This window comes from Roseospira visakhapatnamensis, from assembly GCF_014197915.1.
GTDB classification, from domain to species: Bacteria; Pseudomonadota; Alphaproteobacteria; order Rhodospirillales; family Rhodospirillaceae; genus Rhodospira; species Rhodospira visakhapatnamensis.
The window spans coordinates 39,224-54,118 of record NZ_JACIGK010000029.1 but is presented as its reverse complement, the minus strand read 5'-3'; the positions used below and the strand labels follow the sequence as shown (position 1 = coordinate 54,118).

8 protein-coding genes are annotated in these 14,895 nt (G+C 70.3%); 3 read left to right on the top strand and 5 right to left on the bottom strand.

Translation table 11 applies throughout. The annotated features are described in order from the left end of the window. Positions 1-297: 297 nt before the first annotated feature. The 3 genes from GGD89_RS15970 (at position 298) to der (ending at position 4,117) form a co-directional block, all read left to right on the top strand. On the top strand, positions 298-1,071 hold the full coding sequence (locus GGD89_RS15970) for a tetratricopeptide repeat protein (RefSeq protein WP_184047189.1): 774 nt from the start codon (positions 298-300) through the stop codon (positions 1,069-1,071). Between the two features lie 99 nt (positions 1,072-1,170). After that, positions 1,171-2,499 carry an outer membrane protein assembly factor BamB family protein gene (locus GGD89_RS15965; RefSeq protein ID WP_343058629.1) on the top strand — a complete coding sequence of 443 codons (1,329 nt, stop codon included), beginning with the start codon at positions 1,171-1,173 and terminating at the stop codon, positions 2,497-2,499. Positions 2,500-2,617: 118 nt separating this feature from the next. Further along, positions 2,618-4,117, top strand: a complete 1,500-nt coding sequence (gene der, locus GGD89_RS15960; RefSeq protein WP_184047186.1) for a ribosome biogenesis GTPase Der — start codon at positions 2,618-2,620, stop codon at positions 4,115-4,117. Between the two features lie 105 nt (positions 4,118-4,222). Here der and GGD89_RS20425 read toward each other — a convergent pair whose 3' ends face one another. From GGD89_RS20425 to GGD89_RS15935, 5 genes are all read right to left on the bottom strand, one after another. Further along, positions 4,223-8,458, bottom strand: coding sequence for a DUF4114 domain-containing protein (locus GGD89_RS20425; protein WP_184047183.1), 4,236 nt, complete (start codon positions 8,456-8,458; stop codon positions 4,223-4,225). A gap of 222 nt (positions 8,459-8,680) precedes the next feature. Further along, entirely contained in the window at positions 8,681-8,992 is a 312-nt protein-coding gene (locus GGD89_RS15950) for a hypothetical protein (protein WP_184047179.1), read from the bottom strand. A gap of 129 nt (positions 8,993-9,121) precedes the next feature. Next, a complete protein-coding gene (locus GGD89_RS15945; RefSeq protein ID WP_184047176.1) occupies positions 9,122-10,471 on the bottom strand; it encodes an HlyD family type I secretion periplasmic adaptor subunit in 1,350 nt (449 codons plus the stop codon). Between the two features lie 28 nt (positions 10,472-10,499). Continuing rightward, on the bottom strand, positions 10,500-12,716 hold the full coding sequence (locus GGD89_RS15940; RefSeq protein WP_184047173.1) for a peptidase domain-containing ABC transporter: 2,217 nt from the start codon (positions 12,714-12,716) through the stop codon (positions 10,500-10,502). After that, the gene (locus GGD89_RS15935; protein ID WP_184047169.1) at positions 12,713-14,605 is read right to left on the bottom strand and encodes a peptidase domain-containing ABC transporter; all 1,893 of its coding nucleotides are present in this window, start codon (positions 14,603-14,605) and stop codon (positions 12,713-12,715) included. The genes GGD89_RS15940 and GGD89_RS15935 overlap by 4 nt, the downstream gene beginning before the upstream one ends. Positions 14,606-14,895: the final 290 nt, after the last annotated feature.

The following is a 14,895-nucleotide window of genomic DNA, read 5'->3' as shown; positions in this document are numbered from 1 at the left end:
CACCCATCTGGCGACCATCACCGCCTATCTCGTCTTCCCGTCCTGGGCCGCCCTCATGCGCACCCTCACAACCGGAGTCCCGCCGCCCCAGCCACGCTGAGCCCGCCCCTCCTCACCTGTCCCTTCAATCACCAGACCCGGTTGCGACACACTCCAACCCCATCCTGAGAACTGCTGTCGGCGCGCGCCACGCGTTGCCTTCGGAAGGCCCTGTGATTATGGTGTGCGTCCGGTTCCGCCGCCTCCCGGAGACGAGGGGAGGGCCGGCGGGACACCGACGCAGGCAGGAGACCGTGTTTGTCCAAGAGCCCCAAGACGCCCGGCGGCGACCCCAAGGGCCGGTCGACCCCGGATCAGATGGATGTCTCCCAGGAGGCTCTGTTTCGCGAGGTCGAGGAGGATCTCCGCAGCGAACAGATGCAGCGCCTGTGGAAGCGCTTCGGCGGCCACGTGATCGCGGCGGCCCTGGTCGTCGTGCTGGTGGTGGCGGGCTTCGAGGGCTGGAAGGCCTGGCAGTCGTCGGTGCGATCCAGCGAGGCCCAGCGGTACTTCGCGGCCGATACCCCGCGCGCCGGGACCGACGCGGGGCCGGCGGTCGGCCCGCTTCGGGATCTGGCCGACGAGGGCAGAACGGGATACGCCGCCCTGGCGGCCCTGCGGCGCGCCGAGGTCCTGGCCGCCCAGGGGGACGCGGCGGCGGCGATCCTCGCCTACGACGCCCTGTCCGCCGACGGGAGCGCACCCCAGGCGGCCCGCGACCTGGCGACGATGCTGGCGGCCTTGCATGCGCTGGACACGGAGGGTGAGGACTCGGTGCGGGGCCGGCTGCGCCCGCTGACCCAGGACGACAGTCCCTGGCGTCCGTTGGCCGAGGAAATGCTGGCCCTGCTGGCCATGGAGTCCGGCGACGTGGCGGTCGCGCGCGCGACCTATCAGGGCCTGGCGAGCGACCGGGACGTGCCCGACGGTGTCCGCCGCCGAGCCGCCGACATGCTGGCCGCGCTGGGGGGCGCGATCGAGCCGGACGAGGCCGGGTCCGATGGCGCGGCCTCGGTCGTGGACGGGGGATAGGCCATGGGCTGTGGAACCGGGGTCGGCCGAACCGGGGGCGACCGGGCGGAGGTGGCGCGCATGGCGCCCGGGTCCATGACGGGTCCCGGAAGGCGTTGCGTGGGCCGGGCGATCGCCGCCGGACTTGTCGTGGCCCTGGCCGTCGGCCTGGGGGGCTGCGGCTGGCTGGGCGGCAACGACGAACCGCCGTTGCCGGGCCAGCGCATCAGCGTGCTTGAACAGAGATCCAGCCTGCCCCGGCAGTCCGGCGATCCGGACGACATTCGCCTGCCGCCGCCACTGCCCAACGACGACTGGCCCATGGCCGGCGGCTTCGCCAACCATGCCATGCATCACATGACCATGGCGGATGCGCCGCAGATGATCTGGCGCGCCGATGCCGGCAGCGGCTCGACCTCGCGAACCGCCCTGCTGGCCGAACCCGTCATCGGCGATGGACGGGTCTTCACCATCGATGCCGAGGCCGAGGTGCGCGCCTTCGACCTGGACACCGGGGCCGAGCTTTGGCGCGCCGATCTGCCGAACAGCGACGACGAGGAGGACGACGGCTACATCCTGGGCGGCGGCGTCGCGTTCGATCAGCAGGGGCGCGTCTACGCGACCACCGGGTTCGGCAAGGTGGTCGCCCTGAATGCCGAAACCGGCCAGGAGCTGTGGCGCGAGGACATCGGGGCGCCCATGCGCGCCGCCCCGACCCTGAACAGCGGGCGCGTGTTCGTCGTCACGGTGGACAATCAGACCCTGGCCCTGGCCGCCCAGGACGGCCATAAGCTCTGGACTCATGCCGGATCGCCCGAGGTCACCAGCCTGTTGGGGGCACCGGCGCCGGCGGTGGACAAGGGCACGGTGATCGTCGCCTATTCCTCCGGCGAGCTGTTCGCCCTGCGCGTGGAGACCGGCGCCACCCTGTGGCAGGACTCTGTGACCGTGCGACGGCATACCGACGCGGCGGGCGATCTGCGGGACATCCGTGCCCGTCCGGTGATGGCCGACGATCGTATTTTCGTGATCGGTCACAGCGGGTTGATGACGGCCATCGATCTGGCCACCGGACAGCGGATCTGGCAGATGGAGCTGGGCGGCGTGCAGCAGCCCTGGCTGGCCGGAGACATGCTCTACGTGTTGACCAATACGTCCGAACTGGTGGCGGTGCAGTCCGGATCCGGTGACATCCTGTGGGTCACGCCGTTGCAGACCTGGGTCGATCCCGACGACAAGGACGAGCCGATCACCTGGACCGGCCCTCTGCTCGCGTCGGATCGCCTGGTGGTCGGGGGCACGAATGAAGAGATCCTGGCCGTCTCCCCCTACACCGGCCGGATCCTGGGCTATGTCGAGGCCCCGGACGGAATCTCGATTCCGCCGGTGCTGGCCCAGGACACGCTGGTCTTCCTGGCCGACAACGGCGACCTGATCGCCTTCCGCTGATCCGGCATCGCGATCGTTCGGCGTACCGGCGATCCGCGCGCCGCTGGCGTCCGTTCGCGACTCATCCCAGTTCCCCGGTCCGGGCGCCGGCGCCCGGCCCCAGCACGGCGCCTGACCCATGACCACGCTGACCGTCGCCATCATCGGCCGCCCCAATGTGGGCAAGTCCACCCTGTTCAACCGGCTGGCGGGACGCCGCCTGGCCATCGTGCACGACCAGCCCGGCGTGACCCGTGATCGTCGCTTCGCCGACGGCCGCCTGGGGGACATGGCCTTGCGCATCGTGGATACGGCCGGCCTGGAGGAGGCGCCGGCCGACGCCCTGGAAGGGCGCATGCGCCAGCAGACCGAACGCGCCCTGGCCGAGGCCGACGTGGCGCTGATGCTGATCGACGCGCGCGCCGGGGTCACGCCCCTGGACGAGCATTTCGCTCAGATCCTGCGGGTCTCGCCGACGCCCGTGATCGTGGTGGCCAACAAGTGCGAGGGCCGCGCGGGGCAGGGGGGGCTGATGGACGCCTACGGTCTCGGCCTGGGCGACCCGGTGCCCCTGTCGGCCGAGCATGGCGACGGACTGGCGCTGCTGTACGAGGCCCTGCTCCCCCATGAACAGGCGCTGGCGGCGCGGGCCGACGCGGCCCCCGGCGGGGCTGGCGCCGAGGCGCCGGACCCGGAGACGGCCGAGATGCATGACGAGGCCGGTGACGATGGTGTCTCGCCGCTGGAAGCCCGCGCCCTGGCCAACGCCGAGGACGACGATGCCGATCCCGACGCGCCCCCGGCGGAGGCCGACGACACCGCGCCGCCCCGGCCCCTGAACCTGGCCATCGTCGGGCGGCCCAACACCGGCAAGTCCACGCTGGTGAACCGCCTGCTGGACGAGGACCGCCTGTTGACCGGTCCCGAGGCCGGGGTCACCCGCGACGCCATCGCCATCGACTGGAGCCACCGGGGCCGCCCCATCCGCCTGGTGGACACCGCCGGCCTGCGGCGCAAGGGACGGGTGGTGGAGAGCCTGGAAAAGCTGTCCGTCGCCGATACCCTGAACGCCATCCGCATGGCGGAGGTCGTGGTGCTGGTGATGGACGCCAACATGGTCATGGACAAGCAGGATCTGAGCATCGCCCGCATGGTGGTGGAGGAGGGGCGTGCCCTGGTGCTGGCGGTGAACAAGTGGGACGCGGCGGAGAACCGCGCGGCGGTGCTGAAGCGCATGCGCGACCGCCTGGAGACCTCGTTGACCCAGGCGCGGGGCATCCGGTTCGTGACCCTGTCCGCCCTCAGGGGGCGCAACCTGGATCGCCTGATGGATGCCGCGCTGGAGGCCCACGAGGTCTGGAACCGCCGGGTCGCGACCGGTCGCCTGAACCGCTGGCTGACCGGGATGACCGAGGCCCATCCGCCGCCCATGGGGCAGCACGGCCGGCGGGTCCGTCTGCGTTACATGACGCAGGCCAAGGCGCGTCCGCCAACGTTCGCCGTGTTCTGCAGCCGGGCCGAGGACCTGCCCGACAGCTACGTCCGCTATCTGGTCAACGGCCTGCGCGAGACCTTCGGGTTCGAGGGCGTGCCGGTGCGCCTGTACCTGCGCAAGAGCCGCAATCCCTACGCGCGGTGACACCATCCGCCCGTGATCCGAAGTCATCGGACCCGAGGCCGAAGTCCGCCTCGCGGTGCCGGTGCCATGCTCGTCTCCGGGTGTCCCGTCCCGACGTGGGCGTGGTCACATGACCATCGCGGTGTCGGAGCCGAACGCATCATCGTCCGGTCCGGCCGGGTCCGCGGCACTGGCGGGCGGATCCTCCTCCGCGCTCTGCCGCTCGCCGCCGCCGTCCTCGGCTCCGCCGCCGTCGTCGTCCAGGGTGGCCAGGGACGGTGCCCCGCGCGCCGGGCCGCCGCCACCGTTTTCCGCGACCTCGAGCCAGCTTCCATCGTCGGACGTCTCCTGTTCCTCCAGCAGGAAGAAGTCCACGTTGCCGTCCTGGCCATCGCTCTCCTGACCGTCGTCTCCCGCGTCGCTGTCATCGTTGGCGGGGGCAAGGTCGCCACGGCTGTCATCACCGCCGTTGTCATCGTCCTGGCCGTCATCTGGTCCGTTGTCGTTGTCCGAGCCGCCGGTCACGGCCTGGGGTGCCGCCTCGGGTCCGCTTTCCTCGTCGTCCGCGGCGGTCATGCCGGCCGTGGCGAGCGCGCCGTCGACGCCGTCGGTCGCCGCGACGAGGGGGTCTTCGGCGGCGGCGTCCTCGGTCTGGCCGGCCTCCGCGAGCGGGACGTCGTCGCCCTCACCCGCGTCGAGGATGATGTCCTTGGCGTCCGGATCGTCCGTGACCCGCACGGTGGCGCGCGCGGTTCCGGTGTCCTCGCCGTCGCTGACCGTGAAGTCGATGAAGCGGTCGCCCAACTCCGGGTCGTCGCCGCTGTTCTGCAGCTTCACGCGGCTCAGCACGTCCGTGTAGGTGTCGTGGTCGGCGTCGCCGGTGAAGCGGATCACGCTGCCCTGATCGTCCGAGACCATCTCGACCTTGATGGACGTCCCGGCGATGAAGCCGTCGTCGTCGATGTCGAGGCCGTGCAGGTGCAGTTCGTCACCCGGCATGAATCCGTCGGTCAAGCGGGCCTCGGCGCCGGTCAGCAGCGCGTTGTCCACGTCGGTGACCTCGATGCCCGGGGCGACGGCGGTGGGCACCAGTTGCCGGGCGTTGTCCGAGCCGACGTCCACCTTGAACACCAGGTCGTTGAAGTCGTGATCGCCCAACCCCCTCAGGTCCTCGAAACCGACCAGAAGGTGCTCGCCATCGTCGGTCACGCCGCTGATGGCGTGCTGCTTGTCGTCCGGGTTGAGGCCCTTGGTGTCGCCGACGGCCGTCGAGTGATAGATGCCGCCCTGGGCCCCCACCTCGCTGACGTTGCCGTCCTCGCCGATGAAGACCAGTTTGGGCGTGGCGCTGCCGGTGGTGGCCAGGGTGGCCGGCGCGCGATCCTCGGCGCCATCGTTGCCGGGCTTGACCCAGGCCAGGCTGCCGTCGTCCTCGCGCACCAGGGTCGAGCCGCGCCCCAGCGGGCTCTCGTCGACAAACGCCAGCGTGCCGTTCTCGTTGGCTGCGGCGTCGTCCCAGAAGTCGGTTTTCTTGTTCTTGTTGTGCCCGTTGCCGATGAGGAAGAAGCCGAGCGTCTTGCCCTCGAAGCCGTCCTCGGGCGGTGTCAGGGTGACGGTCTCGGTGCCCTCCCTGGCGATGACCTTGTCGGTGGCGTCGCCGTAGACGATCTGCGGATTGCTGATGGTGCCGTCCTCGTCGACGACATACCACCCCAGGGAATTGTGGTAGCCCGCGCCTTCGCTGACGAAGGTGACGGAGACGTCGTGGTCGTGGGTCAGGGTCAGGCTGTCCGGATCGACGCCATTGACCTTCTCGGGATCCAGCCGCCGGTTCTCCGTCAGGTCGGGAAAGGCCGAGTCCGTGCTGAAGTCATGGCGGTAGGACAGGCCCTTCACGTTGGTGACGCGGATCACGTCGGCGAGGCCGCTGATCACCGGGCCGTCGTTGACGGCCTCCACCGACACCGCCAACGAGGTGGTCGCCTCGGTCGTGTGACCGCTCAGTTCGGTGGCCTTGACGCTGACCTGCAACTCGAAGTCGGTATCGGCGTCGGCCGCCGGGGTGACGGTGAGGCCCGCGAGGTCGTCGGTCGTCAGGGTCCAGGACCCGTCCGGGTTGGCCGTGCCGGCCGACAGCGTGGCCCCGGCCGGGACATTGGCGATGGTGATGGCCATCGTCTCGGAGCCGTCGGTGTCGGTCAACGCGCTGGAGATGTCCAGGGCGATGGCCGTGTCCTCGGCGCCGCTGGCCTGCTCCGCCGTGACCGAGACCCCGTCGGAGTCCAGGTCCACGTCGTTGCCCCGGACGTCCTTGATCGAGATGTCTTCCCAGTTGGAGGCCCGCAACCCCAGGGTCTCGGAGGTGACCTCGCCGTCGCCCTCGGCCTGGTTCTGTATGGCCTCGCGCAAGGCGCGGAGTTCCGCGAGAACGGTGGTGTCGGTCAGGCTGGCGTCGTCCACCTCGATCTTTAGGGTGTCATGCCCCTCGCCGCCGTCGTAGGTGTCGAGGCCGTCCTCGGCGCGATCGGCGAGCCGGTAGTGCCCGACGTCGTTTCCGGCGCCGGCCTCCACGCGGTCCACGCCCGCGCCGCCGTCCAGGACGTCGTCGCCGGATCCGCCCTCCAGCACGTCGTTGCCGGCGCCGCCATCAACGGCGTCGTTGCCCTCGCCACCGCGCAGGGTGTCCGTGCCGACGCCGCCCGTCAGCGTGTCGTCGCCGGCGCCGCCATCCACCTCGGACGAGCGCATCCGGCCGTCGAGGGTGACGGTGTCGTCGCCGTCTCCCATGTCCGCGACGATCTGGGTATGCCCCTTGTCGCCGGTGATCACCGCCGTATCGTCGCCGTCGCCGGTGGCGACGGTGAAGGTGTTGTCCCAGCCGGCATTGTTGGTCTGGGCGTCGATGTCCACGACATCGTCGCCGTCGCCGGTCACCACCACGCCGCGCTTGGCGCGGTCAATGGTCACCGCGCTGTCGCCGCCGTCGCCCAGGCGAACTTCAGCGTGCACGAAGTTGTCGACGGACAGGTCTGCGGACTCGTCGCTGCGCGCCAGGACGCTCTTGGCCCGGTTCCACTTGTCGACGCCGATGGAGGTCTGGCCGTCGCCCGTGGCATCGGTGTCGGCGGTGATGGTCGCGCCCCATTGCTGATAGGTGCCGCTCTCCTCAATGCCGAACGTCTTGTTGCCTTCGAAAGTGGGCTTCCAGGTGCCGTTGTTGTCGACGATGAAATGCACGTCCGGGTCCGGATCGGGGGGCTGAGTGTCGCCGCCGCCGGTGTCGCCACCACCGGTCTCGCCGCCGGTGTCGCCGCCGCCGGTCTCGCCGCCGGTGTCGCCGCCGCCGGTCTCGCCGCCCGTGTCGCCGCCACCGGTCTCGCCGCCCGTGTCGCCGCCGGTGTCGCCACCACCGGTCTCGCCGCCGGTGTCGCCGCCGCCGGTCTCGCCGCCACCGGTCTCGCCGCCCGTGTCGCCGCCGGTGTCGCCGCCGCCGGTCTCGCCGCCGGTGTCGCCGCCGCCGGTCTCGCCGCCCGTGTCGCCACCACCGGTCTCGCCGCCCGTGTCGCCGCCACCGGTCTCGCCGCCCGCGTCGCCGCCACCGGTCTCGCCGCCCGTGTCGCCACCGCCGGTCTCGCCGCCCGTGTCGCCACCACCGGTCTCGCCGCCCGTGTCGCCACCGCCGGTCTCGCCGCCGCCGGTCTCGCCGCCCGCGTCGCCACCACCGGTCTCGCCGCCAGATTGCGGGCCGACGTCGGTGACGCCCGCGCCAAAGGGTTCGCCCCCGATGTCCGTGGCGCGATCAAGGGCCACCGCCGCGCCGTCCCCGAGTCCGGAGCCCTCGGCCGGGCCCGAACCCCCGGCCGGGCCTGGGTCCCGATCCACCACCGGCGCCGCCGTGGGGCGAAGAGAACCCCCCCCCACCGGTCCGGCGGGATCGCGTCCCTGCTCCAGCTCCTGCTCCGGGCCGGGATCCACCAGACCGGCCGGATCCCGCGCCACGGCATCGCCGCCGCGTTCATCCGCGATCCCGCCCTGGCGTGCCGTCAGTCCGGGATCAAGCCCGTCCACCCCGGGCTCGGTGCCGCCGTCGGTCCCGCCGGCGCGGGCCAGCGTGTCCAGCGCGACCGCGTCCGCCGATGTTCCCCCCTGCTGCGGGTCGGGCCGATCGGGGCGATCCACCGTGCGGTTGGTTCCCTGGTGGACGTTCTCGTTGGCCCGGGCGTCGTCGCCGTCCATGGGGCTGGACAGGGCGTCCTGAGTCTCCGCGTCGTCGGCGGCCGGGGCACGGCTGTCGGAGAGGCTGGTCAGATCGTCGAGGATCTGACGCTCGTCGGACACGGTGGGCTTGACGTCATCGACCATGGGAAGTCCTCGTGGCGGCGTTGGCGCGGGCGCGACGATCGTGAGGAGGGGGTCTCCACGTCAGCGCCGAACATTTGTACCCAGCTTACGCGGCATGGTGAGTCCAAACAAAGGTGAAGTGGGCCTTTGCCGCCATCACAACAACAGTATCACAAACACATAGGCCATTGGTTATAGAGAGCCTCGCGACAAGCAAACGCCACCCTACACTTGGTGTGGTTCTCAGTCGGTCTCATCCTCTGCCATGAGTCTATCGTAGGCGCCGTGTGCGGCGTCGGGGTCGTCCCCGATCGTTCCCGAGTCGTCGGCGTCCTCGTCGTCGGCCACCTCGGGGGCCACGAGGTCGACCCAGCCCTGGGTGCCGTCGCTCGCCGCGTCGTCCGGCGCGGTCGGGGCCGGCTCCACGACGGCGTCCGCCCAGCCGTCGGGGCTGTCGCCCTCGGCGTCCTGAACACTGCCCAGGTCGAGGGTGTCTGCGGGCCGCGACTCCTCGGGCGGTGTGGGCGACGGACCGGTCTGGCGTGGGGTGGGCATGGCGGGCCTCCCTGTGCGCGGGACGAACACGGGACACGGCGCGGGGCGCGCGCCGGGGGACCTGCTGCGCCGGCCGGCGCGCTCACCTCTTCCGTGCCCATGACGGGCCAGGGACGTGAGCGCCCAGCGTCAGCGTTCCTGAAAGGCCTGGGTCAGCGAGATGTAGATGGGACGCAGCAGGTAGGCGAGGACGGTCTTCTCGCCGGTCACGATACTGGCATCCACGGTCATGCCGGGCAGGATGGGGTTCTCGCCGTCGCGCTGGCCGACGTTGTTCTTGTGCAGGCGCACGACGCCCTTGTAGTAGGGCAGGCCGGTCTGCTCGTCGAGGAAGGTGGTCGGTGACACGTCGGTCAGCACGCCGTCCACCGATCCGTAGCGGGCGAAGTCATAGGCCGTCACGCGCACGGTGACCGGCTGGCCGGCATGCACGTGGCCCACGTCCCGGGTCTGGATGCGCGATTCCACGATCAGGGCGTCATCGATGGGAACCAGGCTCAGCAGGGCGCCGCCGGGCTGGACCACCGCGCCGGGGGTCCGCACCGTCAGATCCTGCACCAGGCCCCGCGTCGGCGCGATGATCGCCAGGCGGTTCAGACGGTCGGACTCGCCGGCGATCAGTTGATCGACCTCGCTGATCTCGGCGTTGACATCGCCCACCTCGTCCAGCGCGTCGCGGCGGTTGGTGGCCTCGAACTCGTCCAGGCGGCTCTCGATCTCGGCCCGCTGGCGCTCGCCGACCGTGATCTGATTGGTGAGTTCGGTGATCTCGCCCTTCATGCGTTCGATGTCGCGCTGAACCTCCAGGAAGTGCAGGCGCGAACTCAGGCCCTGGACCATCAGGGTGCGGCGCATCTCTCGCTGCTGCTCCAGCAGGACCAACTGTCGACGCAAGGACTCGATCTTGTTGGTGACAAGCTCCATTTCCTTGCTGTTGCTTTCAAGCTGGTTGAGCAGCACCTCGCGTGACGCCGCGTGTTCTTCCTGTTGCAGTTCCAGGATACGCCGCTGATCATCGACCAGGGACGCGAAGCGATCCTCGGCGAAGGAAAAGTCGGGATCCCGCCGTTCGCCGAAGGCGCGCAGCCGCTCGGCCTTGAGCTGGAGGCTGACGCGCCGGGTCAGCAGCCGTTCCAGTTCCGAGCGGGCGACCACGGGATCCAGCCGCATCAGCACCGCGCCCTGTTCCACCAACTGGCCCTTCTCGACCAGCACCTCGCGGACGATGCCACCCTCCTTATGCTGTACGATCTGCAGGTTGGAGGACGGCACCACGGTGCCCGGCGCGCTGGCCACCTCCTTGACCTCGGTCAGGCCGGCCCAGATCAGGAAAACGACGACCTGCGCGCAGATGAGCATCAGCCCAATGCGCACCAGGGCCGAGGGCCCGGATTCCTCCAGCACGATGGACTGGGCCAGGTGGCGGGCCTGGCGGCTGGCCTTGGCGGACCGGGCGCTGCTGTGGCTGGCGGAGGGCATGGCGGCACGGGCTCCGAAGGGGGCGGGCTCAGATGAGGTCGGGCGGAATTTTCGGGCGGACCTCGTCGGGAGGGCCGGACAGCCGCACGGCGCCGGCGTCCATGACCAACAGCCTGTCGGCGAGCGCGAAATGGCTGGGCCGATGGGTGACGATGAACACGGTGGCATGCCCGCGCATGCGGCGCACGCTGGCCATGAAACGCTGGTCGCCCTCGACGTCGAGGCCGTTGACCGGTTCGTCGAACAGGTAGATGGCGGAACGCTTCAGGTAGGCGCGGGCCAGGTTGAGCTTCTGACGCAGCGAGGCGGTCAGCAGTTCCGACTTGCCGTCGCCGATGCGGGTGGCCAGGCCGTCGGGCAACCGGGTCACGTCTTCCAGGGCGCCGGCCTCGGTCAATGCCCAGCGGATATCGGTGTCGCTGGCGGTCGGTTCCACCAGGCGCAGGTTCTGGGCGATGGTGCCGTAGAAGAAGGTGCTTTGCTGCGGCACGTAGGCCACGGCGTGACGCAACTCGATGGGATCGAGTTGGCGAATGTCGCGGTCGTCGATGCGCAGGGACCCGGCCTGGATCCGATAGAGCCCGGTGATCAGCTTCAGGACCGTGGACTTGCCGGACCCGTTCGGGCCGGTGACGACGACCACCTCGCCGGGTTCGGCCGTGAAGGTCACGCCCACCAGCGCCGGGTCGGCGCCCGGCGCGTAGCGCAGCGAGACGCGCGAGAACGTGACCCGGCCGCGCAGCCGCTTGAGCGGCTGCACCATGATCTGCGGGTCGCGCTCCAACTGGATGTTCATCAGGTTGTTGATCTGGCGGATGCTGGCGCGGATCTGCTCGAACCGGGACAGGGACATATACAAGGTCTGCATGGGTGACAGCACGCGCCAGACCAGGATCATGCAGGCGATCAGGGCGCCGGCGCTCATGCCGCCGAGCAGCACCTGATTGACGCCCAGGGTCATGGCCGCGACCCCGGAGGCGACGATCAGCACGTGACTGAGGGTCTGCAACAGGTTCTGGGTCTGCGCCGTGCGATAGCTGGCCATGGCCGCGCGCGCCGCGACCGGACGGAAGCGGTCCAGCCAGACCGGCTCGATCCCCCCCTGCTTGATGGCGCGCATCTTGGTGGTGGTCTCGACCAGGAACTCCTGGCGACGGGATCCGGCCTTGGCGCTCTCGGCCACGTTCTCGCGCACCACCGGGGTCATGATCAGCGCCAGGGTGATGAACAGCGCCAGGGTGATCAGGGGCACCACGGCGATCCATCCCCCCAGCACCGCCAGGACGACGACGTACAGCAGGACGAAGGGGAACTCCATGAAGACGGTCGCCAGGGGGCCGGTGAAGAACTCCCGCACCGACTCGAAATCCTTGATGCGGGCCACCTGGGCGCCGATGGTCGCACGCTCGGTGAATGACGGCGACAGATAGAGGATGCGCTGGAACACGGTGTTGCCGACGATGGAATCCAGCCGGCCGCCGAGGTAGGCCAGCATGCGCGCGCGCACGCCGCGCAGGAGCGCGTCGAACAGCACCGCCAGACCGGCGCCGAGGGCGAACCAGCCGAGCGTGTCCAGCGCGCGCGGCCCCACGACCTTGTCGTAGACGCCCATGATGAACAGCGGCGCGGCCAGGGCCAGCAGGTTGAGCACCAGGGTGATCAGCAGCATCCGCCATACCAGGGTCCGGAACCGCTGCGACATCAGTCCGAACCAGCCGACCCGCTGGCGCAGCGCCTGGCCTTCGTCCGGGTCCAGCGGCGTGAAGAAGTAGGCCGTCCCGCGCGCGTCGGGCCGCGCGTAGGCCCCCGTCTCCCGGGTGGCGCCGTCGTAGGCGGTGACCTGTTTGCCCTCGATGGTCAGCACCACCAGGGCGCTTCCCCGCTCGGGCAGGAACAGGCAGGGCAGGAGGCGGGGATCGATGGACCGCAGGCGGACCTGCTCCGGCCGACTGGTGTAGTTCAGGTTGGCCATGGTGTTGCGCAGGCCGGTGATGTCCAGGTCATCGGCGAAGTGGGGCAGGGCCTCGGCCACATGGCGCGGATTGCCCAGCCAGTTGAGGGCCTGAAGCAGCGGCACCAGGCACGAGGCCAAATCGCTGGTGGCCTTGAATCCGCCCAGGGAGTCCTGGGTAAGCCGCGACAGCCCGATCTGTTCGGTGCTGCGGTCCCAGATCCGGCCGGGATCGTCATCGGCCTGATCGGGCGTCGCGGGGGGGGGCTTGCGGGCGCGCTGCTCGACGGTCATGGCGCGGTCCCCCGCCGGCCGAACCCCGACCGGGGCCGGGCATCCCGCGGGGCCTCGTCATCCCTGGGCTGGAGGGGAGACCCGGCCTGACCCGCGGTGTGCGGGGGGGCCGGTGGTCGCGTGGCGGCCGGTGTCGGTGTCGCGGCCCGGGGCTGGCCGCGTGGCGTGAGCGTTCCATCGTCCAGGTCGAACACCCTGTCGGCCAGGTTCAACAGGGACGGGCGGTGACTGACGAGGATCATGGTGCGGTCGCCCTTCAGGGCCTCGAGCCCCGCCCGCAGGGCCGCGTCGCCGCGCCCGTCCACGGCGGTGTTGGCCTCGTCGAACAGGACCACCCGGGGACGCGAAAGCAGCGCCCGGGCCACGGCGATGCGCTGTCGAATGCCGCGTGGCAGGGTCTCGCCGGCACCATCGCCGATGGGGGTGTCGTAGCCCAGGGGCATGGCGGCGATGATCGGTCCCAGGCCCAGCGCCTCGGCCTGGGCGATGGCATCCTCGGCCCGCGTCGGGTCGAACATGGTGATGTTGTCCAGGATGGTCCCGCGAAACAGCTCGCCTTGCTGCGGCAGGTAGGCGATATGGCGTTTCAGCTTGCGCTGGTCGAAGGCGTGCAGCGAGACGCCGTCAAGCGTGACGGTCCCACGCGTGGGCTTGAGGGTCCCGCTCATCATCGCCAGCAAGGTTGTCTTGCCCGAGCCGTTGCCGCCGGAGATGCCCACGCACTCCCCCGGCGCGACCTGGAGCGTCAGGTCGCGCAGGATGTCGGGGCCATCCTCGGTGAAGGCGAACGCGGCGCCCTCAAGGGCCAGCGCGCCCCGCACGTCGGTCGGCTCGGGCAGGCCGGGGGCACATTCCGGCGGGGTGCGAAAGATCTCCAGCAGCCGCTGGCGGGCCAACTGGATGGTCTGGAACCGGGTCCAGACCCCCAGCGCGCGCTGGATGGGTTGCAGGGATCGCCCGGACAGCAAGGTGCAGGCGGCCAGGCCACCCACCGTCATGTCCTGGGCGACGACGATGGCGCTGCCGGTGCCGACGGTGGCGATCATGGTCGCCTGATTGAAGAAGGCGCCCAGCCCCAGCGCCGTCGAACTGGCCAGGGTGACCGCCTGGTTGCCGCGTCCGCAGGTCTCCTGAAGGCGCTCGTAGCGGCGCATCATCTGCGCCTCCATGGCCATGGACTTCAGGGTATGGGTGCCCTTGAGGATCTCGATGATGAAGTTCACCCGGCGGTCGTCGTAGTCCATGCGCTCGCCGATGGCCTGGCGCAGACGATGCCCCTGGATGAGGGCGCCGATGGCGAACGCCGTGAGCAGGCCCAGGGGGACCAGCACCAGCCACCCACCCAGGAGCCAGATGATGCTCAGGTAGAGGACGACGAACGGCAGGTCGAGCAGGGACAGAAGAGCCTGGCCGGCGTAGAAGTCCTTGACCGTGTTCAGGGCGCTCAGGCGTTCCAGGTGTACGCCGCTGCCGGTGCGTTCGTAGTCCTTCAGGCTGGCGTCCAGCAGGCGCCGAAGCGCGGCCACGCCGGTGAGGTACTCGAACCGCGCGCCGACCCAGCCGGTCAGGGTCGAGCGGCCGAGCTTGAGCAGGCTCTCCAGGATCAGCGCGACGCCAATGCCCAGCACCAGCAGACCCAGGGTGCTCAACGCGGCGTTGGGCAGGATGCGATCATAGACCTGCAACAGAACCAGGGGCAGGGCCAGGGACAGCACGTTCATGAACAGGCTGATCAGGGCCAGTTCGGGCATGACCCGGCCCAGCGTCGAATAGCGGGCCGGTGTTTCCCGCGCCGGCGCGGCGGCGCGGGAGGCGGCCTGATCCCGTCGGGGCGTGGGGTCCGGACCCTGGGCGGCGGCGGTGATCCTGTCGTCTGTCTTCGATCTCATCGCCGCTGCCTACCTTCGTTTCCCGTCAACGCCGGCATGAGCGGAGCACGGGCCGCGACCTCGCGCACAGAATCACGCTCGCCGCGGATCAGTGTGGCGCATCCGCTCGGCGACACCCGTCCAAACGGCTGTCCGGCCACCCGTCGTCCGCCGCCGTGGCGCGACCGGGTCCGGGTGGGCCGTTAGGGGAGTGGGCCGGCCACGAACACCATGTCCACGGTCATCATCACGGATCGTCGCGGTCGCAGCCCGTCCCAACTCCCGCACGATAAAACAAAGCCGATGGGACG

What these genes read in the sequence shown, in the direction of transcription:
- der (WP_184047186.1), top strand. Translation starts at nt 2,618, where the DNA reads ATGACCACGCTGACCGTCGCCATCATCGGCCGCCCCAATGTGGGCAAG.
- GGD89_RS20425 (WP_184047183.1), bottom strand. Translation starts at nt 8,458, where the DNA reads ATGGTCGATGACGTCAAGCCCACCGTGTCCGACGAGCGTCAGATCCTC.
- GGD89_RS15950 (WP_184047179.1), bottom strand. Translation starts at nt 8,992, where the DNA reads ATGCCCACCCCACGCCAGACCGGTCCGTCGCCCACACCGCCCGAGGAG.
- GGD89_RS15945 (WP_184047176.1), bottom strand. Translation starts at nt 10,471, where the DNA reads ATGCCCTCCGCCAGCCACAGCAGCGCCCGGTCCGCCAAGGCCAGCCGC.
- GGD89_RS15940 (WP_184047173.1), bottom strand. Translation starts at nt 12,716, where the DNA reads ATGACCGTCGAGCAGCGCGCCCGCAAGCCCCCCCCCGCGACGCCCGAT.
- GGD89_RS15935 (WP_184047169.1), bottom strand. Translation starts at nt 14,605, where the DNA reads ATGAGATCGAAGACAGACGACAGGATCACCGCCGCCGCCCAGGGTCCG.